This is a genomic window from Oceanobacillus sp. FSL W7-1293 (genome assembly GCF_037969815.1).
In the GTDB taxonomy this organism is placed as follows: domain Bacteria; phylum Bacillota; class Bacilli; order Bacillales; family Amphibacillaceae; genus Oceanobacillus; species Oceanobacillus oncorhynchi.
On sequence record NZ_CP150212.1, the window covers coordinates 3,385,030 to 3,410,573 of the forward strand.

Sequence of the window (25,544 nt, forward strand, 5' to 3'; positions counted from 1 at the left end):
GCAGTTTATGATTCAAAACTGCTTTGTCTTTTTTTGTTGTGCTTTATTTTGTTGAATCTCTGAACTCCATACGATGCGGCAATACCACGTTTTTCTCGTCTACTTCCTCATCGTTCATATATTTTGTCAAAAGACGCATTCCTACTGCACCTATATCATAAGTTGGCTGAACAACGGTTGTCAGTTTAGGACGTACCATGCTTGCCAGACGGATATTATCAAAACCAAATACCTCGATATCCTCAGGGACTTGTAATCCATTATCTTGTGCCCCATGGATTACACCTAAAGCAATTTCATCATACATCACAAATACAGAAGCTGGACGTTCGTCTAATTTTAAAAAGTGCTCCATCGCTTCGATACCCGTTGCATACGCATAAGAGCTCTTATATATATAATCTTCATTAGGCTCTATGTCAGCCTCTTTCAATGCACGCAAATAGCCATTAGTTTTTAATATATTCACACTTGTATCTGATTCACTGCCTACTAAAGCAGGCTGTTTGTTTGTCTTCTCAATTAATGACTTTGTCGCCTCATATGCAGCCAGCTCATAGTCAATGTTAACAGAAGGAATCGTATCTGTCGGGTCATACGTAGAAGCCAGTACTACCGGAACAGAGCTTGTCTGGAACTGGTGAACATGATCCTCTGTGATATTTCCGCCCATAAACAGAATACCATCTACTTGTTTTTCCAGCATCGTATTGATCAATTCCAGTTCCTTGTCCTTGTTTTGATCCGAGCTGCTTAAAATAATATTATACTTGTACATTGTTGCGATATCCTCAATTCCCCGGGCAAGCTCTGAAAAGAAGATATTCGATATATCCGGAATAATCGCACCGATGGTTGTTGTTTTCTTACTTGCCAGTCCGCGTGCGACTGCGTTAGGACGATATCCTAATTGTTCAATCGTTGCTAATACTTTCTTTCGTGTGGTTGGTTTTACATTTGGATTTCCATTAACAACACGAGATACGGTCGCCATGGAAACATTTGCTTCTCTTGCTACATCATAAATTGTAACAGTCATGTTTATCTACCTCCTAAAATTCATTTTATCGCAGTGCATCTGGCTGAAACTGGGACTGCCAATGTTGTCAGGTTAGTGCGACCGCTGGAGAAAAACACTACGCTTTCCCAAAGGAGTCTACGTGTTTTTCCTTCGCTAGACAGTTTTATTACTAACTGTATCAAAATTAATAAAATTCATTAACCTGTCAATATTGCTGGGATTACTCGTCCCATCGAAGAGCTTTTGTAAGACTCCCGCTTCAATCATAGTGAAAACCGGGAAATACAGCCCTGCTGAATAATGTTTCACTTTATACAAGAACTAATGCTGCATCTATTTATATATCATACGCTACCATGAAAAAAATTACAAAACTTTCATGAAAACAAAATGAAAATTTTCATAAACACACTATAAATATAATATACCTTTATCTTATTATATCCAAACTTGAAACTTTGAAAACATTTTCAACGTTTTATTTTAGCGCAGATCCTGTATAGCATTTTTTTCTATCAAAAAAACTGCCCCAAAAATTATACCACTAATTTTTGAGACAGTCTTTATTATTTTCCTAAACGATTTTCAACATCTTTGATTTCTTTAAAGAACTGATCGAATGTCGGGATATCCATTTGCTGAGCAGAGTCAGAAAGAGCAACTGCCGGATCCGGATGAACCTCTGCCATAACGCCGTCTGCTCCGACTGCGATAGCTGCTTTAGCTGTAGGCAACAGTAAATCTCTTCTGCCTGTAGAATGTGTTACGTCTACAAAAACAGGTAAATGAGTTTCTTGTTTTAAAATAGGTACTGCAGAAATATCCAGTGTATTACGTGTTGCTTTTTCGTATGTACGAATTCCACGTTCACACAGCATAATATTTTTGTTTCCTCTGGACATGATGTATTCTGCTGCATTAATGAATTCCTGAATGGTTGCAGATAGTCCGCGTTTTAACAGGACAGGCTTTCCAGCATCTCCAGCAGCCTTTAACAGTTCAAAGTTCTGCATGTTTCTTGCACCGATTTGAACGACATCAATATAATCAACTGCCTGTTCTAAATCTGCAGGATTTACAATTTCACTGATAACAGCTAAATCATACTCATCCGCTACTTTTTTCAGGATTTCTAATCCTTCGATTCCAAGCCCTTGGAAATCATATGGAGAAGTTCTCGGCTTAAAAGCCCCGCCGCGAAGTAATTTCAATCCTTTTTCTTTTACAGATGCAGCTACAGCAGCAACCTGCTCATATCCTTCTACCGCACATGGACCAAATACATAGCTGATTCCGCCATCGCCGACTGTTTCCCCTTTAAGCTCAACGACTGTATTTTCAGGCTGTTTCTTTCTCGATACTAAAAGTGCCTTGCTGTTATCTTCTTCTTGGAGCTCAAGACTTGCTTTGAAAATTTCTTTAAAAATATGTTCAAGTGTTGAATCCTGAAATGGACCATCATTATTACTTTTAATTTTATCCAGCATTTCACGCTCACGCACTGGATCAAATCGCTTAATACTCTGCTTGGTTTTTAATTCCCCAATCTCTTGATTAATGCCTGCTCTCTTGTTAATCAATTCTAGTATTTCCAAATTGACCTTGTCCATTTGTTCTCTTAGCTGTTCCATTTCACTACTCATCAATACACACTCCTCAAGTCTCTTAATCTATTTAATCATTTAGAATAATTAGAGACCATTATAGCTAAGATTCTTCTATTTGTCACCATCTAATTAATGTAAAATTTTAATTCTTAGAGAAAATACGGAAAAATGGAACCATTAATTATATTATATATCTTGGAAGAAGGACAAAAGGCCCCCATCTTCCTGTATGAATCCAACATATTTTTATTTTAAAAATCAACGGAGTTCTACAATCATATAAAACAAAACTTCATTCAGCGAGAGTTTTACGGGCGGTTCTCCATGATAGACAGGATATAGTTATAAAAAAACATTGATGAGCATTTTACTCATCAATGTTTTTAAGTATTATGATTTTTTGTTTGCTTCTTTTTTCACTTCATTAGCTGCTTGTTTTGTTTCTTTTTTTACTTCTGCTGTTTTTTTAGAAGCAGTTTCTTCCGCTTCTGCTTTTTTATCAGCAGCTTCTTTTTTTACATCTTCTATTTTATCTGATACCTCATCTTTTAAATCCGAAGCCTTATCTTTTGCATCATCCAGCTTCTCACCAGCAGAATCTTTTACATCTTCTGCTTTATCCTGAGCATCATTCAGCTTATCTTCTACGACATCCTTCAAATCAGCCGTTTTTTGTTTTACGCTTTCTGTAAGCTCCTGAGATTTATCTGCAACTGTCTTAGATAAATCAGAAGTTACATCCACTGCTTTTTTCGTTAAATCGGAAGTTGTAGAATAAGCTTTATCTTTCCATTCCACACCTTTTTCCTGAGCTGTTCCTGCTAATTCTGTTGCACGATTTTTCACTTGAACCGCACCATCGTTTAAATCACTGCGCAGTTCTTTACCTGATTTTGGTGCAAGCAACAATGCTGTCGCAGCTCCTACAAAACTTCCTACAAGTGTTCCGATAATAAAATCCTTCGTGTTAATCTGATTGTCTGCCATCCGTATAACCTCCTAAGATTTAATTAGACTTGTGTTTCCGATTATTCCAATACTCAAAGATGGAAGCACCCCATTTTACTGCTTGAGCAGCTTTTTCCTGATCCTCTTTTGAGTGCTTTGAAATAATATTAGATAATTGCTGTAATGACTTATTAAAGTCCTCTACTGTATCACCTATTCCCTTTGCTCCCTGGATTAAACCATCAAGCTGATTTGATTTTTGAGTTAAATCAGCTACCAGCCCTTTAGAATCCTGAACAACCTCTCTTGCATCTTCTGTAACTCCGTTTACCTGGTGATTGATTTTTCCTAATGTTTCCCGAACTTCATCCATTGTTTTCTTTGTGTTGAACACTAAAATAACCGCATAAATCATTAATATGAGCAAGGCTATTATGGCAATTGCCAGTGCACTATAGAGGATAACTCCCATAAACTTATATCACTCCTTTATTTCTTGATTCATCCATATTGATTAAATACGTTTTAAGGGATAGTATGTACTCCATAAAGAGGTTGTCCAAATAACCCGGTAAACATGTATTGGATAAAACATTGCTTTATCCTTTCCGCAGGAAAACATGATTATTTGGCTCTTTAAACATCTGCGGCGAAGTAAACGGCATACTTATCCGTATCACTTTAAGCTCTTTCCATACCGGGAGAGCAGGCACCATAATTTATTTTTACCCTGCATTGGTAAAGAATAAACTACATTTTCCCTTAAAAGATTTAATCCATATTCTTATTGTATCTTATTTTTCCGTTAAAATACAACATCAATCTATATCCAGTATGGGAGACCGCTGCGAACCGCCCTTACATCGAATGAAATTTCATTCAGCAGGTATTTTCGAACAGCTGTCTTTACTGTATTTAAGATGCACTGCTTTCATCAATAGGACTGCGAGAATGGCTTATATCTGCTCCTGTATCGCAGTTTAGCAATGAGAGCCGGTAAGTGCCCCTGAAATTCTGTATGCAATCCATAGACAGCTCTTAAGCCTCTCAGGATAAAATAGCTTGCCTGCGTATTCACAGCAAATAGAAAAAAGCAGTGAACCGCTTCACTGCTTTTCCATTTAGGCAAGTGTCTCTTCATAGGATTTCTGGAATTTTTGAATATCTCCCGCACCCATGAAAATCAACACGCTGTCTTTATATTCTTGTAACACATTGGTGTGCTCTAAATCTAAAATATCACTTTCAGGAATCAAATTTTGCAGATCCTCAATAGTTAATTGACCTGACTGCTCCCGAGCCGATCCAAAAATATCACATAAATACACTTTATCTGCTTGGTTTAAGCTATCTGCAAATTCTTGTAAAAATGTTTTTGTACGTGTAAAGGTATGCGGCTGAAAAATAGCAACCACTTCTTTATTTGGATACTTTTTACGCGCTGATTCAATCGTTACTGCAATCTCCTTAGGATGATGTGCATAATCATCTACAATTACTTGAGAGCCAATTGTCTTTTCTGTAAAGCGTCGTTTAACCCCTTTAAAAGAGCTTAATTCCTTCATAAATTCAACTGGAATCCCTTCGTAGTGACAAATTGCTATCACTGCAAGTGAATTTAAAATCGTATGATTTCCAAACGTAGGAATGAAGAAATGCTCATAATAGGTGCTTCGAACATATACATCGAATTCTGTTCCCTGCTCTGTCTCTACCACATTTTTCGCTTGAAAATCATTCGTCTCATTAAAACCATAATAAATAATCGGCACTTTCGTATGAATGCCTTGAAGTTCTTCATCATCACCGCAGGCAACAATACCTTTTTTCACGCGATCAGACATAGATTGAAAAGCATCCACTACGTCATCTAAGCTTGTAAAATAATCCGGGTGATCAAAATCAATATTTGTCATAATCGCATAGTCCGGTTCATAGCTTAAAAAGTGTCTGCGATATTCACAAGCTTCAAAAGCAAAATATTTACTGTCAACATGCCCACGCCCTGTCCCGTCTCCAATTAAATAAGAGATTGGATAAGCACTTTCCAAAACATGCGATAATAATCCTGTCGTTGTCGTTTTCCCGTGTGCACCTGTAACAGCGATACTTGTATACTGTTTCAGCCATTCGCCTAAAAACTCATGATACCAATAAAATTTACAACCAAGCTCTCTCGCTTGTTTTATTTCAACATGGTCTTCAGGAAAAGCATTTCCTGCTATAATCGTATAATCTGATTGAATATTATCTTTTGAAAAAGACAGAATAGGAATATGTTTTTCTTCTAATGCCACCTGTGTGAAAATACGGCTGTCAATATCTGAACCCTGTACTTTCTCACCTGAGTCATGAAGAATTTGTGCTAATGCACTCATTCCTGTTCCTTTAATACCTATAAAATGGTAAGTTGTCATAAAACGAACCTCCAACGTTTTTTCATCCATTCATTTTCATGTCATTTTATTTGTTATCAGCGGTTCTGTGTCAAGATATTATATAACCGCAATCCCATTCAATGGATTATAACAAATAAATAACTTATTTTAAAGCAAAATTTATTATTTCAAAGCTTTTAAAAGTAAATTCAAGCATTTTAAACATATTTTTTTAAACGAAAGCGTTTGGCCGCCCATTTATTCATATAAAAATATACTTCCTTTTGCATTTTTGCAAATGCTGGCCGGCGGGGACGAATCATCTCAAGTCCCCATTATCCTTTCTTAACACGTAAAAAAGAAACACCATTTTCTGTACAGATAGAGAGCCTATATCTCATTCTATACAGATAATGAATAATATGTGCTTTTGCCTTATATTTTCTTTCTCTCTCTTGAAAAGCTTCCTTTATATTTTAGTAACTTTCCGGAATTATAGCAACTTTTTTAGTTGTCATTATTTTTGATATGCGGAGAAACGGCATCCGGCAAGCCTTTTATAACAAACAAAGTGTGAGCTAGTTTATTAAAAAGTAATCGTATTTTCACCGCCAAAAAATGAGAGACAGTTTACATACTGTCTCTCTGCGCTTTTGTAATCAAGACCTCTCGCGCACGGCTGCCATTTTGCCCTGAGATAATTCCCCGCTGTTCCAGAGAATCAATTAATCTCGCAGCACGGTTATATCCTATTTTAAAATGCCTTTGCAGGGAAGATGTGCTTGCACTATTTTGATTTAATACAAATTCAATCGCATCTTCCAAGAGATCATCTTCCTCTTCGTCTATCTGTACTTGTTCTAATAAATCTTCCTGTTCAAATAGATATTGCGGTTCAGCCATTGATTTTGCATAATTTGCTACTCGTTCAATTTCCTCATCAGACACAAATGGCCCTTGTAAACGAACACTTTTCCCTGCGCCGTTCTCAATCAGAAGCATATCCCCTTTTCCAAGTAACTTTTCCGCACCGCTGGAATCAATAATTGTCCGTGAATCCACTTGGGAAGATACGCTAAAAGCAATTCTTGTAGGAATATTTGCTTTGATCAGGCCAGTAATAACATCCACAGATGGACGCTGCGTTGCAAGCAGAAGATGAATACCGCACGCTCTTGCTTTTTGCGCAATTCTGCTGATGGCGTCCTCTACATCTTGCGGAGACATCATCATTAAATCAGCTAATTCATCAATAACAATCACGATAAACGGCATCTTTTGATCTGCTTTTCCTTCTCGCAGCATTTTTTGATTATACCTGCTTATATCTCTGACACCTTCATTTACAAAACGGTCATAGCGATCCTCCATCTCTGCCACAGCCCATTTCAGACTCTGTGTAGCAGCTTTAACATCTGTGATGACAGGAGAAACAAGGTGCGGGATACCATTATATGGAGCAAGTTCAACCATTTTAGGGTCGATTAACAGAATCCGCACATCCTCATGACTGGCATTATAAATTAAGCTGACAAGAATAGTGTTGATACAGACACTTTTCCCCGAACCGGTAGCCCCGGCAATCAAACCATGCGGCATTTTATTAATATCAATTACTTTGGGCATTCCTTCAATAGTCAGTCCCAGCGCCACACTTAAAGGGGACTTATTATCTTTAAAATCATCCGATTCAATAATACGCTGAATCCCCACCATTTCCGGGTGAAGATTAGGAACCTCGATGCCTACTGTATTTTTACCCGGAATAGGTGCCTCAATACGAATATCCTTCGCTGACATATTCAGTTTTAAATCATCGGCTAAGTTTTTAATCTTGCTAACCTTAACACCCATCTCAGGATGCACCTCAAAGCGTGTAACAGATGGTCCCTGTGTTGCCTTTACAACTTTTGCTTTGACTTGAAAATGCTTCAATGTCTCTTCCAGCAAATCTTGCTGTTCTATCAGCCATTCTTCATCCTCTTCGGTTGATTTGGCTGCCGGATCGTTTAACAAGTGCAAAGGAACCTCTCTCAGTTCAGGTTCGCTCCGTGCAGGGGCAGGTACTGTATTCACAGTTGAAGCCCTGCTTTCGGATTCTTGATTTGCTGCATGGGTTTCGCCTAATTTTCCCTCTGCCTTGCGCAGCTCGTCCTCGCGTCTTTCATGTGCTTGCTGCAATCGCTGGAAAGTTTCCTCCCGTTTTCGCTGCTCCTGCAAATTTTTCTTATCCCGCGGAGTCATCATTACATTAAAAGCAGTTGAAGCCTGGCTTGACCTGTCCTTATTCTGACTTGGCATCTGGTCTGTTGTATGAATCGGGTTTCTTTTTTGAGAAGTAACATGGGTTTCAGTTTCAGTTTCAGTTTCAGTTTTAGGCTCTTCCGGCTCCGGAGGTGTTTCTTGAACCTCGTCTTCCTCCGTCTCCAGCGTCTCCGCCGTACTGCTGATTTCCTGCTGTACTTCATGCGTTTGTTCTAATATCATATCTTCTGAAAAAGTATCTTGCTGCTTATCCGACGTATCCGCTGTTTCAAAGATATCAGCTTCTTTTCTATCCGAGTGGTGTCCTGTATCTATTGTCGACAGTTCTTCCTTTTTCCTTAACAATGATTCAGTTGACATCATCGTATCTTCTAAGCTACTCGCTGCTTCATCCTCTTTTTGAAGTTTGGATTCCTTTCTCTGATACGCTGGTATTTCATGAATCAGCTTAGATTCTCTCGACTGAAAGCCATAAATCGGAGAAGGCACCTCTGTCGGCTGGAAAGGAACATCCGGGTTTTTCTTATATACTTTTCTTCCCGGGTTATTTTCCGCTTGCTTAGTACTGCGCGAAGTACGTGCAGGATACGAAGCTTCTTTTCTGCTTCGGTTCGGCAGCGGGCGATGATTTTCCGGCTTTTTGTCCGCAGTTGTTTCTTTTCTTTGATTATTTTCTCTGTGTGTCCGTCTCTCTCTTCTTTCTTGTACAATATCTTGATTTCTTCTTTTATAACTAGGTTGCTTGTCAACAGTCGTTTCTTTTTTTTGATCAACAGTATCTGGAATCACCGGAAACTTAAATGATCGCCCGGAAGGATAATGGTATGTCATTTTTGTCTGTATATTTGGTTGTTTATCAGTTTCTTCCTGTTCAACCTCAACAAATTCCTCTACTTCTATTTCCACTTCTTTTGTAAATATGTTTTTGAGCCGTTCTTTCCATTGCTCCCACCACATATGCATTCACTCATTTCCTTAATTGTTCATACTGTTCATTTTAGCAGTTTTTCAAGGGGATTTACATGATTACTGCGATAATTTTTTCGGTTTCATTTCCTGTTAAAAAATCCCCTGCTCACACAAGGGATTTGAAAGTTAAAATGGAAATTCTTCGCCAATTTGATACGTACCATCCAGTACATAAATGCCTTTTTCCTTCGGCGCATCAGGCAAGCCCAGTTCTTTTTGAGAACAAACCATTCCGTGAGAAGGTACACCTCTTAATTCAGATGCTTTAATTTTCATTCCGGACGGCATCGTTGCTCCTACTTTCGCTACAACGACCTTTTGACCTTCATCGATATTTGGAGCACCGCAAACGATTTGCAAGGTTTCTTCTCCAACATCAATTTGACATACACTTAATTTATCCGCATTTTCATGGGCCTGTTTTGACTTTACAAATCCTACTACAAATTTCGGACTCAAATCAAATTCAAGGGGGTCATCTATTCCTTTTTTCTGGAAAAGAGTACGAATTTCTGCTAATAGATTTTCTGTTAAAGGAATTGCACCGTTTTTTTCATCTAATTGAAAATAGGTGGAAGCATGAAAAATATTGTAGCCAAGCACTTCTCCATCAGCTGATGTTATTTTAGTGATATCACCATTCGTTTCTTGCTTTAATTCATAGCGGTCTCCTTCCTTAATAGGAAGAATCAATACATCTCCAATTCCTTGACGGTTATAAAAAACATCCATCTCGTTCACTCCTCATTTTTCTCAGGTCGATTTTTTGCCAATATAAATACCGGCTCTAATTTTTTGTTTTCATAAACAAATGGCAAAGAAGTAATGGGTATTCTGCCATCTGCAAAAAATTTCATTGTCATTTGCGCTAAAATATCATATCCTGATTTATTTTGGATATCCCCTAAAATAAGCGCATCCTGATGCGGAACAGCAACAGTTAATTCCCCTTTTGCATTGGCAAGCATTTCTTCTAAAAAGGCTTCGTTCAGAATACGGCTTGCATCATAACCATCCTGTGTTGCCAAGAAATAAAAATCATTGCCTGCAACTTGATCTGCTTTCGGCTGATAAGATAAAGAACGGATATTGAAAGATGCTATTTCGTCTAATCTCTCCTTAGACCAGCCCTCTTCCTCCAATAATTCTTCATCAATCAATCGATAGGACTTTCCTAAATCAAGTGCATAGAAAACGCGGGTTTCTGCAGTATGATCTTTATAAATCAACTTTTTCTTTGCCTTTGTTTCTGTTGGGAAAGAGGGAGAGCGGAGCACCGGAAAAATCTGCTTTTCCATTCCTTTTAGATGCTGCGTCTGATTCATGATTTTTAACGCTTCATTAACATGCTCCACAATTTCATCAAGAGCTTCCCTCCCCCGATCATTATATTTAGCAATTAAATTAGGCAAAGACACCGTCATGCCTTCGTTCGTGTCCTTCCATTCAATTCGTACAGCATCGTCGTCACGCTTGTAGGTCACTCGATAATCAGGATTCTTCAGTTCATCCTCCAACAGGCGTTTCATCTTAATGCTTGTCATTTTTGCCATGCAAATGCCTCCTTACCTATTTAGCAAGCCCGTCTAAAAAGGATTCGATTTCTTCTTGTGTTTTCCGGTCTTTACTCACAAATCTGCCCAGCTCTTCCCCTTTTTCAAACGCCAGAAAGCTAGGAATACCATAGATATCATATTCCTGGCAGAGCTCGATAAAGTTGTCCCGGTTTACTTCTACAAATTGAAATTGCGAATAAGCCGCTTCAATTTCCGGCAAAATCGGTTCTATCACACGGCAATCCGGGCACCATCCTGCCGTAAATAAAAAGACAACCGGGCCTTCTTGAATATACGTATTAAATTCCTCTGTATTTTGTAATTCTTTCATTTTTATACATCCTTTCTTTTCTCCTATCATAGCTTGCCACACATATTCTTTCAATTATGTTACCTTGTTTCCATATTATTTGAATTTTGATTTTTATCGTTCATTTTTCAAATAAGATAAAACAATAACATCACTTGGTCTTTAAATATCGGTGTTTTTGCCAGAGAGATACCCGCTGCGACGGGTTATGGCGGGGTGAGTACTCCAATGTTGTCAGGTTAGTGAATTGTCTTAAATATTGTACAGATAGTACTAAAACCTAACTAGCGGAGGAAAAACACGTAGACTCCTATGGGAAAGCGCAATGGTCTTCGGTGGGGCGAGTAATCGCAGTCCCAGTGTGAAGATCCCGCAGAAAAAAAGCGAACTTCTTTTTTTCTACCCGCGGGGCATAAGTGCGACTATGCTTCTGTCTGCTCCTGACGGCTTGCCAATCAGCAAGTCTTCTTTAAAGGAGGCTGAGCGCAAGCCCATGGAAAGCGTAGTGTTTTTCCGCAGCGGCCGCATTAACCTGACAACATTGGTGAGTACTCACCCCCATGAAATCCAGGCGGTGGCTATAAACCATTTCTATACAATAATCAAATAACTTAACAAGTTTAGGAAAAACATTTACTATTAAAGATACCATTGATTGGGAGGGATTGGAATGAATTTAACAGTTTATCTTGCTGGACAAATTCACGATAATTGGAGAGAAGATGTTAAAAAGCTTGCGGAAGAAAAAAAGCTGCCGCTGACATTTGTTTCCCCGCAGACAAATCATGACCGTTCAGATGATATTGGAGAAGCAATCTTAGGAAAACAGCCCGGCAATTTCTATCGTGATGACGCTGCTTCCAGTGTTAATAATTTTCGGACACAGGTATTAATGCAGAAATCAGATATTGTGATTGCTTTATTCGGGGAAGAATATAAACAATGGAATACAGCGATGGATGCAAGTACAGCCATAGCTTTAGGAAAACCGACGATTATTATTCGTCCGGAAAAATTAATTCATCCTTTAAAAGAACTTTCCAACAAAGCAAATATTACAGTGGAATCCGTGGAACAAGCATTAGATGTTATCGGGTATATCTACGAATAATGTTTGCTTCAAGGAACTGTCGTCAAATGCGAATCAGCATTTGACGACAGTTTTTTTACTTCGTTAGATTATTTTTTTGCGAGTTTATATAACAGGAAAGTTTTTTTAAGAAAAACCAAGAATACCGCTTGGTCTTTAAAACATCAGTGTTCTCGCCGAAGAGATGTCCGCTGCGACGGTTTTCGATGGGATGAGTAATCGCAGTCCCAGTCCCAGTGGGAAGACCCCGCAGAAAAAAAGCGTACTTCTTTTTTTACTTTATATCCCTTTCCTCCTTTAAATTGAATTACATCCCCCGCATTGATAACAGTAAATTTTCTTTTGCGTTTTCGATCTTTCTTTATGAATTTAAGCATTTTCATATCCCAAATTGCCCCCTTTACTTAAGAATAATATGAACTCCACCCCACTCATATAAAACAAAACTTCATTCAGCAGGTCTTTTTACAGTCAGTTACACTGTCATAAAAACCGATTACCAATTCAATGCAACTAAAACGAACACCAGGGGACAGGTCCTTAACAGTTTCGTTCTATGTATGAAAAAAACTGCTGCGCAATCAGTTACCTGATTATGCAGCAGTCCTTCCTCTATTTTTGCCCCGCAAAATCATACTGTCCTTTCAAAAGCTGTACAACATGTGTAAACATGCTTTCTCTTGATATCAGGTTATTCGTAAAGATACCAATAGCTCCTTCATGGCTGCGGACGTTTTCTTTCTTGGTATAGGCATCCATCACCATACTTAATTCCCCGGCTGTTTTAAGTGCCTCCTCAATTTCTTTTGGGAGGGCAATCCTTGCACCACTGGCAGTATATAATGTGCCATCCGCTGCAGCCAGCGCTCCCCAGTTACAGAGAAATAATGTATCGTCCACATACATGACGCCTCCTTCTAAGCCAATTCCAATGGCATCAGCACTTCCTGCAGCACATGCCTTCGCACGATTCACCGCGCCAATCCGCGTCTCCTCATCTGAAAAAGGCTGGGCAGACACTTTAGACAGGACTTCCAGCGAGCTTAGCTCCCATTCTGGAAAAACATTTCGGACAGCCTGGATTTTAGTTGGGTTTTTCGAGCCGATAATAACTGTTTTCTGCATTTCATTATCCCTGATGCAATGCGGAAACAACTGTTTCATCTGTTGTTTTGACAAGTTTTGTAATTAATTCTTTTGCTGCGGCATAATCATCCACATGAATAATCGATGCGGATGTATGAACATATCTGGAGCATATCCCTACAACTGCAGAAGGAACGCCGTCGCCTGTTATGTGAACACGTCCTGCATCTGTACCGCCTGGAGAAACAAAGTATTGATACGGAATATCATTTGATTCCGCTGTGTCCAGAACAAATTCGCGCATGCCTTTATGCGTAATCATTGTGCGGTCAAAAATACGCAGCAAAGCTCCTTTTCCCAGCTGACCAAATGCCTTTTTATCCCCTGAAGCATCATTAGCCGGTGAAGCGTCTAATGCGTAAAAAATATCCGGTTTGATCATATTAGCCGCTACCTGTGCTCCGCGTAACCCTACTTCTTCCTGTACCGTCGCACCAGAATAAAGCTGATTTGGAAGGGGTTCCCCTTGCAGTTCTTTTAAAAGCTCGATAGCCAGCCCGCAGCCGTAGCGGTTATCCCAAGCTTTTGCCAAGATCTTTTTCTCGTTGGCCATCGGTTCAAACGGTGTAATCGGAACAATGGTATCTCCCGGACGAACGCCGATATTTGCGACATCCTCTTTATCATCCGCCCCAATATCAATCAGCATATTTTTTATTTCCATCGGTTTGCTGCGCTGTGCTTCGGTTAATAAATGCGGCGGAACAGAAGCAATCACTCCCGTAACCGGTCCATTTTTTGTCATTACCTGAACACGCTGAGCCAGCATAACCTGGCTCCACCAGCCGCCTAAGGTCTGAAAACGGAGCATGCCATTATCGGTAACTTGTGTCACCATAAAGCCGACCTCATCCATATGTCCAGCCACCATGACAGTAGGTCCTTTACCGTGCTTTACTCCAAATACGCCCCCCAGATTATCCTGAATGGTTTCATCCGAATATTTCTCCAATTCCTTTTTCATAAATTGTCGAACGGCATGCTCATTTCCTGAAGCTCCCTGTAATTCCGTTAAATTCTTAAATAATGCCAGTGTTTCTTTATTCATGTAAAGCCTCCTATATACAGTTAGTATATCCGTAAAAATAGATCTTCAATATTGCAAGTATACCCGAAAAAGCCCAATCCTTTCCAGTACCGGTGTTCAATTATTTGTATTTCTCTCACCGTATGCGATATACTACAAACAAAGCAGACATTGAATCTTACTAAACAGAGGTGAATAAATTGAGCAAAAGAAAGGTATTACTTGCAGCTGCATTTGGTATTGCAATCGGTTATATCGCACGTCAACAGGTTAACAATCAAATGAAAGTTACTCCTGAAAAAGCATTGAATCATGCCAAAGAAATGTTCAAACGCCAAGGCCCTATCAGCGGATCCTGGATTTATATGAAACCGGAAGAATTAGAAAGAAACGGCCTGCTTTATGATGTATACCGCGGTGGTGTAACTAGAAATATCGATGGTACGAATAAACAATATGATTTCTATGTAGACATAGAAACTGGTGCTGTTATAGATACAGAAGCAGCAGTATAATATACTTTGTTAATAAGCAGCCTTCCTTTTTGGAGAAGGCTGCTTATTCTTAATTATAAGAATAGCGCAGCCGCTCCACGTGATCTATTTTCTCTCCATCCTCATTAAACCTGACTGCCCGGTAATAAGCATCATGATAAAACGTAAACCAGACCTTTTCCTTATATCCCGCTTCCATCCAATATTCTTTTTGCAATACAGATTGAACTGGATAATCATCATATGCAAGCGCCCATAATTTATTTTGATGTGCATGTGTTGGCATAATATCTGCCATATGTATGAAGCCTTGCTCTCCTTCCCGAAAACGAATGATAGCATGCCCCTTACTATGGCCGCCGGTATGAATCATTGTTAAACCCGGCAATACCTCGATTTTTTCCCGAAACGGATAAACCTGATCAACTACCGGCCTCCAATTCTTCTCCCAGTATGTATTTATTGAACGGATATTCGGATGCTGCATCTCATTCCATTCTATTTGGGAAACAAAAATTTTTGCATTTTTAAAGACCGATTCGTATTCCTCCTCACCAACTAGTTTTGTTAAACCGTTCGCATGATCATAATGAAGATGTGTCATTAATACGATATCAATATCGTTCACTGTAAGCCCTAATTCGGATAAGGATGCTTCTATATTTGTTTCTTCCAATACTCCGAAATTCCTTTTTTGTTTATCAGATAGTTTATTTAATCCGATTCCTGTATCAATAAGTAAATTATTCCCATCTAATTCAATTAAAATCGGGTCTGTTCGAAGCTCAATTTGATTTTTATCGTTATGCGGGTATTTTTTCGCCCATAATGCCTTGGGAACGACACCAAACATCGAGCCTCCGTCCAAATGGGTAACGCCTCCATTTAGCCAGGCAAGTTTCGCACTGCCGATCTGTAAGGTTTCCATCTTTTCCCTCCTTTTTCTTAAGTTTAGCTGATAAAACGCCTTTCTGCAACCGTTTCCAAAAACAGGTTATTATTTGCGTCTTAAATAATGTGGCAAATTTATGAACAATCTGCTATGATTGTTAGCGAATTCACATTCTTTATATTGTGAATTATATCACATTAAAATATATGGAGGCAGGCTTATGAAGGAAAAAAACGCAGCAATTATTATCGGCATTATCGTTCTTGCCGCTTTTATCATCCCTTTTGCACTTTTAAGTCATGTTGAAAAATGGTATGGGAGCTTTCTGTTCTGGATGATCTTAACTTTCATCGTCATCGGGCTTAATGCCATACTAACAAAAGATTGGAGCAATGAAGAATGAATGTATCACTGATTTGGTGGGGATTAGGAATTTATATTGTTATCTCTCTTTTTATCGCTTTTTTATCGCGAACTGGCAAACAGACAAATATGGGCGCTTATTTTCTTGGCGATCGTAAGCTGGGCGGTTTTGTTTCCGCATTAAGCTACAGCGCTACAACATACAGCGCATTTATGCTGGTCGGCTTAGCAGGTCTTACCTATCGCGGCGGAGTTGGCGCGCTTGGTTTTGAACTGATTTATTTAATGGGCGTGTCGTTAATTGCATTTTTTGGTCCCCGTTTTTGGATTGTCGGAAAAAAATATGGTTATATTACACCATCTCAAATGATTGGCGACCGTTATCAAAGCAGAGCTTCTGCCATTGCGATTGCCGTCAGCAACTGTCTCTTTTTAATACCCTACAGCGCGGTACAGTTAGCTGGAGTAGGATATCTGCTGCAGGGCGTATCAAACCAGCAAATCTCTTTCAGCACCGGCGTTATTATCGCTGTTGTTTTAGCACTCTTTTTTGCTTACATAGCCGGCATACGCTCTGTGGCCTGGACAGATTCGCTGCAGTCCTTATTTATGATTATTGGTTCAACCTTAGTTGTACTCTTTTTAATCCGCGGACTCGGCGGATTTTCGGGCTTCTTTCAGCAGCTGGAAGATAATCATCCAGAAATGCTGACGGTGCCTGGCAATGGCTATTTCAGCTTCTTAACATTTATCGGGTTAACCATTCCCTGGTTTTTCTTTAGTATTTCAAATCCGCAGGTCAGTCAGCGTCTGTTTATGCCAGCTTCATTGAAAAGCATGCGGCGTATGTTATTAGGCTTTATGGTTTTTGGCTGTATCTATACACTGGTATCTATATTTTGGGGGTATTCCGCTTTCTTATTAGAACCTGGTCTAGGCAACGCTGATTTAGCTACACCCGTTGTACTGACCTCATCAGCTGTACCTTCTGTTTTAGCTGTTATTGTCATGGTAGGTATTATTGCTGCTGCTGTTTCGACGATAGACTCGATTCTGCTTACGTTATCCTCGATGTTCGCGAAGGATGTTTACGGAAATATTCGCAAAGGGTCGACAGATCAGGTCCAGCTTCGCATCGGGAAATTTATTATACCTGTTATTGCTCTGCTGGCTTACTTATTTGCAGAATTACAATTAGATTTAATCGCCGTTCTGTCCGTTGCTTCTTCTGCCGGCTTAATTGTTGTTGTCCCGACAATTATCGGCGCTTTCTTTTGGAAAAGAGGCACCGCCGCTGCTGTATTGGCAAGCACCATTATTCCCGGCGCCGCTGTTCTGATATTAGAACTGCTGCAGACAAAGCCGCTAGGAATGGCTTCTGGTTTATGGGGACTGATTCTCTCCTCCTTGTTATTTGTCGGTGTCAGCATATTCACGAAAGCCCCTGAAGAAAAAGCAAACGAATTTATTGGCTATATTAAGGAAAATCTTCATCGTAAAAAATAATAAAACAGCGTGTAGATTCGTGTCTACACGCTGTTTTATGTTAATGAAGCAAGCATTTGACGCTGCTGCTCCTTCACAATCTCCATTTGTTCTTCTATTTGTTTTTGTGTTTCTTCCTGCATATGCTTCTGTTTACTTTCCAGCAGCGATTGATACGCATTTTCATATTTTTCATACATATAATATAAATTTTCTAATTCATGATGAGATAAAAAACGGACCAATTCCATCCTCCCCTTTTCTCTGTATACTATTACTACTATATGCAAAAAAGGGAGGTTTTATACCTGTTTTATGTGGCTCTTGATAAGAAAAACCAAGAATACCGCTTGTTCTTTAAAACATCAGTGTTCTCTCCGAAGAGATGTCCGCTGCAACGATTTTCGATGGGACGAGTAATCGCAGTCCCAGTCCCAGCGGGAAGACCCCGCAGGAAAAAAGTGTTCTTCTTTTTTTACCCTCGGGGCATAAGAGCGACTTTAGCTCTGTCTGCGCCTATCGCTAAGTCTCCTTTATCGAGGAGGCTGAGCTCGGGGCCCACGGAAAGCGTAGTGTATTTCTGGGGCCTAAGATTACTCACCCCATGAACCCCGTTGGAGCGGCTATCCTCAACATTTTATACTTTCTTACTCTTCAAAAAAGCAAAGGAGATTGTGCTGCCACAATCTCCTTTGCTTCCATTTATTCCTCTTCTTCATGTAATCCTTTTTTACGCACATACTTTTCTAACTTATCCAATTCATAGAAAAGCTCGACAATACTATTCGCAACAGGAAAAACATAATGCCATTTTTCATAGTCTGTTCCTTGCAGTGCATCAATTAAATTATTGATCGTTACGCTCATCGCATTTTTCGTCTCTTTTTGCAGGTCCCTGTCCAGGACGATGCGATCTTCATACATAAGAAAGACATTTTCACTATAGTTATTGATCTCACTGACCAGCTTTTTAATTAAGAAAGACTTGCCGGCAGCCATTTGTTCAATTTCTTTTAAATTTTTTTCCAGCTCTACAATCAGCGTATGCTTCTTTCGCAATACCTGTATCATTTGCTTATAAATGACTATGCTGCGAAAAAAAGATCTGCGCTTCCGGATAAACAGTCTATTTTTCTCATCCGTAATGATATCAAAATAATCTCTTATTTTATTAATTTGTTTCTCGACATTTCTTTCTTCGTCCCGGATTTGCGGGACACTCATCGTATTACTCGGGATAACACGCAGAAGAAAATGAGAGCTTTCACTGGCTTCCTTAATCATCTGAAACAAAATCTTTTGATGATTCGGAGGATTAACAAATACATTCACGATAAATGCGGAAACCACCCCGATTGCAACAAGTGATACACGAGATAAAATATATACAAAATTAATATGATCGCCCTGGCTGGCCACCATCATACTGACGATGGTTAATACGGTTAAATTTACTGTTTTGGTCAATCCCAGTTTTATATTAATCGCAATCGATAAAATAACTACTGCTCCAACCGAAATCGGATGGCTGCCAAGCAAAAATACTCCCAATATGGCAAGTGTCGCACCGACAGAGTTTGCAATAACTACTTCTTTAATATAATTAAATGATCGCATGATAGACGGCTGCATTGCTATTACAGATGCAATTGCTGCAATAACGGCATATTCCATATCGAATATACGTGTAATCAATAACGTTAAGGTTACTGCCAACCCTGTTTTTAACATCCTGGGACCAATATTAAATTCCATTCATCTGCACCTCTCTAGAAGTAGTATACAGGTTTCCTTCAAACATGTCATCAGAAAAAGGCAAGCAGATTATCTGCTCCGCCTTTCTCCGCATAAGGGTATTCCCATAAATATTTCCGGCGGGGCGAATAACCGCTGTCCCAGCCCCAGGATATTTGAGTAAAACATGTGACATATACTTATTTTCATTGCAAACACTTAGATAAATATATGTCTGAAATCATTACAGTTGAATCGATAAATATTTTACTTCAACATACTCATCAATCCCGTGATGGCCGCCTTCCCGTCCAAGGCCACTTTCTTTAAACCCTCCGAACGGGGCCTGTGCTGTTGATGGAGCACCATCATTAATACCGACGATTCCATACTCTAACTGTTCACTGACCTCAATTGCAGTCGTAAGGTTTTCTGTGAATAAATAGGCTGCTAATCCATAAGGTGAATTATTCGCGCGTTTAACGACTTCTTCCTTCGTCTGAAATGTCGTAATTGGCGCTAATGGTCCAAAGGTTTCTTCCTGCATGCATACCATTTCATCGTTTACATTGGTTAAAATGGTCGGACTAAAAAATAAATCTTCCTTTTCTGTTTCGTTACCTAACAGCTTTTCTGCCCCTTTATCAAGTGCATCCTCTATATGATGTTTTACTTTTTCAACCGCAGATTTGTCAATCAAAGGACCAATATCCACACCTTCTTCTAAGCCGTCTCCGACCTTAAGCTGTGCAACCTTTTCTTTAAATGCCTTGGCAAATTCTTGTTCAATCGATTCGTGAACATAAATCCGATTGGCACATACACAGGTTTGCCCGGCATTGCGATATTTAGAAGCAACCGCCCCGTTTACCGCTTTTTCAATATCCGCATCGCCCATAACAATCAATGGTGCATGACCGCCAAGCTCCAGAGAGAGTTTCTTCACAGTTTCCGCCGATTTTTGCATGAGTGATTTTCCTACCTCCGTAGAACCCGTAAACGATATTTTTCGAACACGCTCATCTGCCATCCATGCATCACTGATTTCACCTGAGCTTCCCGTAACGATTTGCAGTACACCTTCTGGAATACCTGCTTCTACCGCAAGCTCTCTCAGGCGGATAGCGGTTAGAGGGGTGGCACTGGCTGGTTTTACTACCGCTGTACAGCCGGACGCTAATGCCGGAGCAACTTTCCGTGTAATCATTGCTGCCGGGAAGTTCCATGGTGTAATCGCTGCGATAACCCCTACCGGCTGCCGGCTAACTACGATGCGTTTATCACTTGCCGTTGCCGGGATAGTTTCACCGTAAAGTCTTTTTCCTTCTTCTGCATACCAGGAAATAAAGCTATTCGCATACCGGATTTCACCTGTTGCTTCCTTCAACGGTTTTCCCTGCTCTATTGTCATGATTCTGGCCAGCTCTGCTTCATGCTCTTCCACAAGTGCATACCATTTATTCAACAAAGCACTTCTTTCATAGACAGATTGCTTCGACCAGTCCTGAAAAGCTTGATATGCCTTATCAACGGCTTCCACTGCTTCTTTCTTGCCTCCTTTTAAGACTGTATCGACTACTTCGCCTGTTGCTGGATTTGTTACTTCAATAACTTCATTATTTTTCGTCATTAAAACACCCTCCAACTTTCATGATATGTTTAACTCTACCCCGATTATACATTTTAAAGTCATTCATTTCACATAATTCATGCTGAAAATGTCTTAAAGTTGTCACGAAAAAAACTCCTGAACAGGTTTTATTTTGTCCAGGAGTTTTTTCTTATTATTTAACTGCATAGCTGCGGATATGATCTTTCACACCGGCTAAACAGATTTTTGCCGGATCTTCATTCACATTTAACTGTTTTTCACTTCCGTCTGTTGGAAGTGCTTCTTCAAATACTTTTTCATATGCTGCCACAGAAATGCATTCTCTGTTGTCAAACATTGCTTGATGCGACGCTGTCTGCAAGTGCTTTTTAAAGCCGTTCTGAAGCTTGCCGGACAAGAATTCGCCAACCGCTCCGGATCCATAGCTGTACAAGCCGATGGTATCTCCTTCTTTTAAGTCATCCTGATTTTCTAATAATGAAATCAGACTGAGATAAAGAGAGCCTGTATAGATATTTCCTACATTACGATTGTATTTTGTACTGATTTGATAATTGTTTTTCAACCGTTCCTGTACTGCTTCAGGCGCGTCTTCAATTACTGTACGCAGTGCTTTCCAGCCCATTTTGGTATATGGTAAATGAAAAGCGATAGCTGCAAAATCCTCCAGGCTTCTTCCTGTTTGCTCTTGATAATCTTTCCATACTTTTTGGAAGAAAGCAATATACTGTTCGTTGGAGTATTTTCCATCTACAAAAGCCGTAGAAGAATATACCGGTCTCCAGAAGTCCATAATATCCTCTGTGTAATACGTGCTTTCACTTTCCAGCTCCATCAGCCTTGGCTCAGCACTCACCAAAATAGCAACTGCACCGGCGCCTTGTGTTGATTCGCCAGGTGTATTCAAACCGTAGCGGGCAATATCAGATGCCAAAATAAGTACTTTCTTATCCGGATGCAATGCAATATGTCCCTTTGCCATTTGTATTCCTGCTGTTGCGCCATAGCAAGCCTGCTTCATTTCTACAGAACGAGCTTTGGGATTCAAGCCTAATAATTGATGTACATACACAGCCGCTGACTTGGAGTGGTCCACGCCAGATTCTGTTCCAAAAATGACTAAATCAATTGCATCTTTATCTTCCCTGTCCAAGATTTGTTCTGCCGCATTAGCTGCCAAAGAAACAGGATCCTGTGTGATTGGCGGGACAGCCATTTCGTCTTGCCCCAGACCAATTGTAAATTTTCCCGGGTCGATTCCCCGCGCTTCTGCTAAATCATTCATATCTACATACAGATGTGGTGCATAAAACCCCAGCTTATCAATTCCAATCTTCACGATGATTCCTACCTTTCTCCCTGCTGTTCATTCAGGCTCTTTAAAAAGCCCTTTACTAAAATATTTTTAGAGATTCTATAAAAATTATTGTCGAAAAATATAATAATTAAATGATAATACAGGGGTTGTTTAAATAGCAAATAATATAGTTATTTTTAGCTAATCCATTTTAGAAGTCACACAGCTGGATAACATGCCAGCTTCTTATTTCACAACGATTTCCGTTTTACTGCAGCCCTCTTTTGTTTTATGAACCTCAATTGCTGCCGGAAAGACATCCTTCAGCTCCTGAACATGCGAAATGATGCCAATCATTCTTCCAGATTGCTGCAGCTGAATCAGCGCGTCAATTGCTTTCCGCAGGGACTCTTCATCCAGCGACCCAAATCCTTCATCGATAAACATCGTTTGGATCACAATATTCCCCTGGAAGCTTTGGATAACATCGCTCATTCCCAGAGCAAGACATAAAGAGGCATGGAATTTTTCTCCCCCAGATAATGTTTTTACATCCCTGGTCTGCCCTGTGTACTGATCATAGACGTCTAATCCTAAGCCGCTCTGTTTCCCACGTGCTTCCTGGCGATCACTTCTTGTCAGATAAAATTGACCATTCGATAGGTCATTTAAGCGTAAATTAGCAGCTTCGATAATTTGATCTAAATATTCCATTTGCAGATATCGTTCAAAAGATACCTTTTTAGGGTTTTGTCCCCGCAGCGTATCATATAAATCTGTAACGAGCATTCTTTTCTGTTCTATATCCGCTGATTGATGATGGAACTCCTGCAGCTGATCCACGTAGAATGTCATATCCTTTTTCTCCTGCTGCAGCCACTGCAGTTTTTCAAGACTGGCTGTTGTTTTCTGCTTCCATTTTTCTAACACCGCTTCGATTTCGGACACATCCTGCTTCGACTGACCTTCCAGCTTCTGCTGAAGCCCGGAAATTTGCTTTTCTAATTGATAGCCCTGTTTTTCATATTCAGAGAGTCTCTGTTTAACGGATTGATACGTTGCTTCCTCCCATTTTGCTTCTTGATACCACTGTTCAGTAAAATCTGCCTGCTCTAATTTATCTTGAAAGGTCTTCTCCAGACTTTCTATTTTCTGCTTCATTTTTGCTTGATTTTCTCTAAGGTGGTGCACATCAGCTGTCCACTTTGTAAATGCTTCATGGACTTTCTGATAATTCTCCTGCACCTCTGCCCAGCGTTGTTCAAGCTGCTGTTTTTTTGTTTTTAAATGGGTTATTTCAGCTTCTAATTGGGAAAGAACGCGTAAGTTTTCCGGTATTTGCATCAATTGCTGCTGATAGACAGCCTCTTTACCGTGATAATCCGATTGAAGCCGGCTGACCTGATTGGTCTTTTCATTCCATTCCATTTCCCTTTGCTTTTGTTCCTGACGCTCTTTCGCTAATTCTTTTTTACATTCCGATAAACGGGTTTTAGACTGCTTGAGGCGATCCTCTTCCGCTTTTTTCCTTTTCCCTCTCTCAACGATGTCCAGATAGCTCTGTTCCGGATCAGAAAATGCTAATTCATGCTGCGTGAGCTCCTTTTCTAACCCTTTTCTTTCTGATTGATACGCCTTCAGGTTTGCTGTTTGTTCCCGCCAGTCTGCTTCTTTCTTTTCCATCAGCTTTTTCGCTTGTTCCAGCTCTTCTTTACTGACTTCCGTTTCCTTCGTTACTGCTGGTGACGGATGCTCTGAGCTGCCGCAAACTGGACAGGCTTCTCCAGCATGCAGGTGCACTGCCAATACATGCGCCTGGTTAGCAAACCAAGTCTGTTCGAGCCGGTTGTAAGCTTCTTTTTCCTGCAGATAGACAGCTTCTGTACGCTTGACCTCTGTCTCACTATTTTGCACCTGTGCCGTTTTTTCTTTATATTTTTTCATCAGCATTGCTTGTTCACGCAGTATTCTTAACTCTTCTTTTACAGTGTCCAGCTTCTCAGCCTCTTTATCTAGTGCCTGTTCTTCCTGCTCTAAACGATCTATTTGTTTACTTCGTATTTCACGTAGCGCTTTTAATTTTTCCAGCTGTTCATTCCCTTGCTTTAATTGTCCAGCCAGCTTTTGAATTTCCTGTTTTTTCATTTCTAATTCCTTGACAACAGGAAGAAATCCTTCCAAACGGTTTACTTCAATCGAAAGCTTCTCGCGCTCCCCTGCATTTTCCTGTTCTTTTTTAAAATCAGCTTCTGCCTGCTGCTTTTGCTTTTCCATTGTATTCTGCTGTGCTTCCAGCTGCTGCAGACGTTGATTTCCTTCCTGAAACTCTTTTCCTGCTTCATTCCGCTGCTGTTCATAAGGAATAATCAGCTTCGCCTGTTCGGCTGCAGACAAACCTTCTTTTAAAGCTTCCATTTCCTGCGCTTGTTCTTTCCATATGGCAAGATTCTTTTGATAGGTTTCTAATTCCAAAAAACGCTCATTGATCTGTTTGACTTGAAACAAATGGTTTTGCGTGAGCTCCTGCTGCTTAGTTGCTTCTTTATAACGAGCATCTTCTTCTGTATACGCTGCTTCATTTTTCTTTAACTCTGTTTCTAAAGCTTCTATAATTTGATTCGTATTGACATGCTCTCTATTTGCCAACTCACGGATTTCGGCGTCATCTGGAAGGTCTAAGGAGAATACTTGCGTCCGCAGCTGCTCCATACGGTTTAGAATACGCTGATTTTCTTTTTCTAATTTTGCTTTCTTCTCCCGGAGCAGTTCATTCATATATTTATAATGCGCGGTTCGGAACAAACGTCTCAGGATTTCTTCTTTATTTTCTGTATCAGAAGTTAACAGTTTTCGAAACTCCCCTTGTGGAAGCATTACAATCTGCTTAAATTGATCTGGAGTCAAACCAATAATATCTTCTATTTTTTGGTCAATTTCGCTTACCATCTGTCTGTCTACGCACGGCGATTCTCCATCTGGCCGCACTTCGTAAAATTCGCATTTATCTCCTGTTTTACTCTTATTTCCTTTTTTTACATGACCCAGCTGCCGGAAAATACGATACGTTTTATCTTGTATTTGAAAAATAAGCTCCGCAGAAGTATGTACGTTTTCATCTACAAAATCACTGCGAAGCATACGCTGGTCTTCCCGGTCAGATCCGCTTGCTTTCCCATATAATGCAAAGGCTATCCCATCAAATAACGTCGTCTTTCCTGCCCCGGTTTTTCCGGAAATGACAAATAATGTGTTTCCTTGCAGTTTAGAAAAATCGATTACTTCTTTTTCCTTATACGGTCCAAAAGCATGTAATGTTAATTGTAAAGGCTGCATTCTCTTTTCACCTGCTT

21 protein-coding genes are annotated in these 25,544 nt (G+C 39.9%); 4 read left to right on the plus strand and 17 right to left on the minus strand.

Going from position 1 to position 25,544, the window contains the following annotated elements; translation table 11 throughout:
- Positions 1-43 precede the first annotated feature (43 nt).
- The 9 genes from ccpA to MKY65_RS16630 all read right to left on the minus strand — a co-directional run bounded on the left by ccpA (position 44) and on the right by MKY65_RS16630 (position 11,075).
- Positions 44-1,039, minus strand: coding sequence for a catabolite control protein A (gene ccpA, locus MKY65_RS16590; protein WP_339178704.1), 996 nt, complete (start codon positions 1,037-1,039; stop codon positions 44-46).
- A 548-nt stretch (positions 1,040-1,587) separates the two neighbouring features.
- Positions 1,588-2,667 (minus strand): bifunctional 3-deoxy-7-phosphoheptulonate synthase/chorismate mutase, encoded by a 1,080-nt coding sequence (locus tag MKY65_RS16595; protein ID WP_339178706.1) that lies wholly within the window; start codon positions 2,665-2,667, stop codon positions 1,588-1,590.
- Positions 2,668-3,018: 351 nt separating this feature from the next.
- On the minus strand, positions 3,019-3,615 hold the full coding sequence (locus MKY65_RS16600; RefSeq protein ID WP_339178709.1) for a YtxH domain-containing protein: 597 nt from the start codon (positions 3,613-3,615) through the stop codon (positions 3,019-3,021).
- A 19-nt stretch (positions 3,616-3,634) separates the two neighbouring features.
- The gene (locus MKY65_RS16605) at positions 3,635-4,048 is read right to left on the minus strand and encodes a DUF948 domain-containing protein (protein WP_339178712.1); all 414 of its coding nucleotides are present in this window, start codon (positions 4,046-4,048) and stop codon (positions 3,635-3,637) included.
- 649 nt (positions 4,049-4,697) lie between these two features.
- A complete protein-coding gene (gene murC / locus MKY65_RS16610) occupies positions 4,698-5,993 on the minus strand; it encodes a UDP-N-acetylmuramate--L-alanine ligase (protein ID WP_339178714.1) in 1,296 nt (431 codons plus the stop codon).
- 591 nt (positions 5,994-6,584) lie between these two features.
- Positions 6,585-9,182, minus strand: coding sequence for a DNA translocase FtsK (locus MKY65_RS16615; RefSeq protein WP_339178716.1), 2,598 nt, complete (start codon positions 9,180-9,182; stop codon positions 6,585-6,587).
- A 132-nt stretch (positions 9,183-9,314) separates the two neighbouring features.
- Entirely contained in the window at positions 9,315-9,920 is a 606-nt protein-coding gene (gene ytpR / locus MKY65_RS16620; protein WP_339178718.1) for a YtpR family tRNA-binding protein, read from the minus strand.
- 5 nt (positions 9,921-9,925) lie between these two features.
- Positions 9,926-10,741, minus strand: a complete 816-nt coding sequence (locus MKY65_RS16625) for a DUF1444 domain-containing protein (protein WP_339178721.1) — start codon at positions 10,739-10,741, stop codon at positions 9,926-9,928.
- A 16-nt stretch (positions 10,742-10,757) separates the two neighbouring features.
- Positions 10,758-11,075, minus strand: a complete 318-nt coding sequence (locus tag MKY65_RS16630) for a thioredoxin family protein (RefSeq protein WP_339178723.1) — start codon at positions 11,073-11,075, stop codon at positions 10,758-10,760.
- A gap of 649 nt (positions 11,076-11,724) precedes the next feature.
- On the opposite strand from MKY65_RS16630, the gene MKY65_RS16635 reads away from it, so the two are divergent.
- Positions 11,725-12,165 (plus strand): YtoQ family protein, encoded by a 441-nt coding sequence (locus MKY65_RS16635; protein WP_339178726.1) that lies wholly within the window; start codon positions 11,725-11,727, stop codon positions 12,163-12,165.
- A 591-nt stretch (positions 12,166-12,756) separates the two neighbouring features.
- Here MKY65_RS16635 and MKY65_RS16640 read toward each other — a convergent pair.
- Both MKY65_RS16640 and MKY65_RS16645 read right to left on the minus strand, forming a co-directional pair.
- A complete protein-coding gene (locus MKY65_RS16640; protein ID WP_339178729.1) occupies positions 12,757-13,269 on the minus strand; it encodes a DUF84 family protein in 513 nt (170 codons plus the stop codon).
- A gap of 4 nt (positions 13,270-13,273) precedes the next feature.
- Positions 13,274-14,338 carry a M42 family metallopeptidase gene (locus MKY65_RS16645; protein ID WP_339178731.1) on the minus strand — a complete coding sequence of 355 codons (1,065 nt, stop codon included), beginning with the start codon at positions 14,336-14,338 and terminating at the stop codon, positions 13,274-13,276.
- A 179-nt stretch (positions 14,339-14,517) separates the two neighbouring features.
- On the opposite strand from MKY65_RS16645, the gene MKY65_RS16650 reads away from it, so the two are divergent.
- On the plus strand, positions 14,518-14,832 hold the full coding sequence (locus tag MKY65_RS16650; protein ID WP_042535520.1) for a PepSY domain-containing protein: 315 nt from the start codon (positions 14,518-14,520) through the stop codon (positions 14,830-14,832).
- A gap of 49 nt (positions 14,833-14,881) precedes the next feature.
- Here MKY65_RS16650 and MKY65_RS16655 read toward each other — a convergent pair whose 3' ends face one another.
- A complete protein-coding gene (locus MKY65_RS16655; RefSeq protein WP_339178736.1) occupies positions 14,882-15,739 on the minus strand; it encodes an MBL fold metallo-hydrolase in 858 nt (285 codons plus the stop codon).
- Positions 15,740-15,923: 184 nt separating this feature from the next.
- On the opposite strand from MKY65_RS16655, the gene MKY65_RS16660 reads away from it, so the two are divergent.
- Entirely contained in the window at positions 15,924-16,106 is a 183-nt protein-coding gene (locus MKY65_RS16660) for a hypothetical protein (protein ID WP_339178738.1), read from the plus strand.
- Positions 16,103-17,572, plus strand: a complete 1,470-nt coding sequence (locus MKY65_RS16665; protein ID WP_339178740.1) for a sodium:solute symporter family protein — start codon at positions 16,103-16,105, stop codon at positions 17,570-17,572. The genes MKY65_RS16660 and MKY65_RS16665 overlap by 4 nt, the downstream gene beginning before the upstream one ends.
- Before the next feature lie 35 nt (positions 17,573-17,607).
- Here the strand turns inward: MKY65_RS16665 and MKY65_RS16670 are convergent, their stop codons facing one another.
- The 5 genes from MKY65_RS16670 to MKY65_RS16690 form a co-directional block, all read right to left on the minus strand.
- Positions 17,608-17,796, minus strand: coding sequence for a hypothetical protein (locus MKY65_RS16670; protein WP_339178742.1), 189 nt, complete (start codon positions 17,794-17,796; stop codon positions 17,608-17,610).
- Between the two features lie 457 nt (positions 17,797-18,253).
- Positions 18,254-19,306 carry an aromatic acid exporter family protein gene (locus tag MKY65_RS16675; RefSeq protein ID WP_042535529.1) on the minus strand — a complete coding sequence of 351 codons (1,053 nt, stop codon included), beginning with the start codon at positions 19,304-19,306 and terminating at the stop codon, positions 18,254-18,256.
- A gap of 223 nt (positions 19,307-19,529) precedes the next feature.
- Complete coding sequence (locus MKY65_RS16680) at positions 19,530-20,915, minus strand: NAD-dependent succinate-semialdehyde dehydrogenase (RefSeq protein ID WP_339178745.1); 1,386 nt, start codon at positions 20,913-20,915, stop codon at positions 19,530-19,532.
- 154 nt (positions 20,916-21,069) lie between these two features.
- Entirely contained in the window at positions 21,070-22,236 is a 1,167-nt protein-coding gene (locus tag MKY65_RS16685) for a hydroxymethylglutaryl-CoA synthase (protein WP_339178748.1), read from the minus strand.
- A 204-nt stretch (positions 22,237-22,440) separates the two neighbouring features.
- Positions 22,441-25,527: an SMC family ATPase gene (locus MKY65_RS16690; protein WP_339178750.1), complete on the minus strand. Its 3,087-nt coding sequence runs from the start codon at positions 25,525-25,527 to the stop codon at positions 22,441-22,443.
- Positions 25,528-25,544 lie beyond the last annotated feature (17 nt).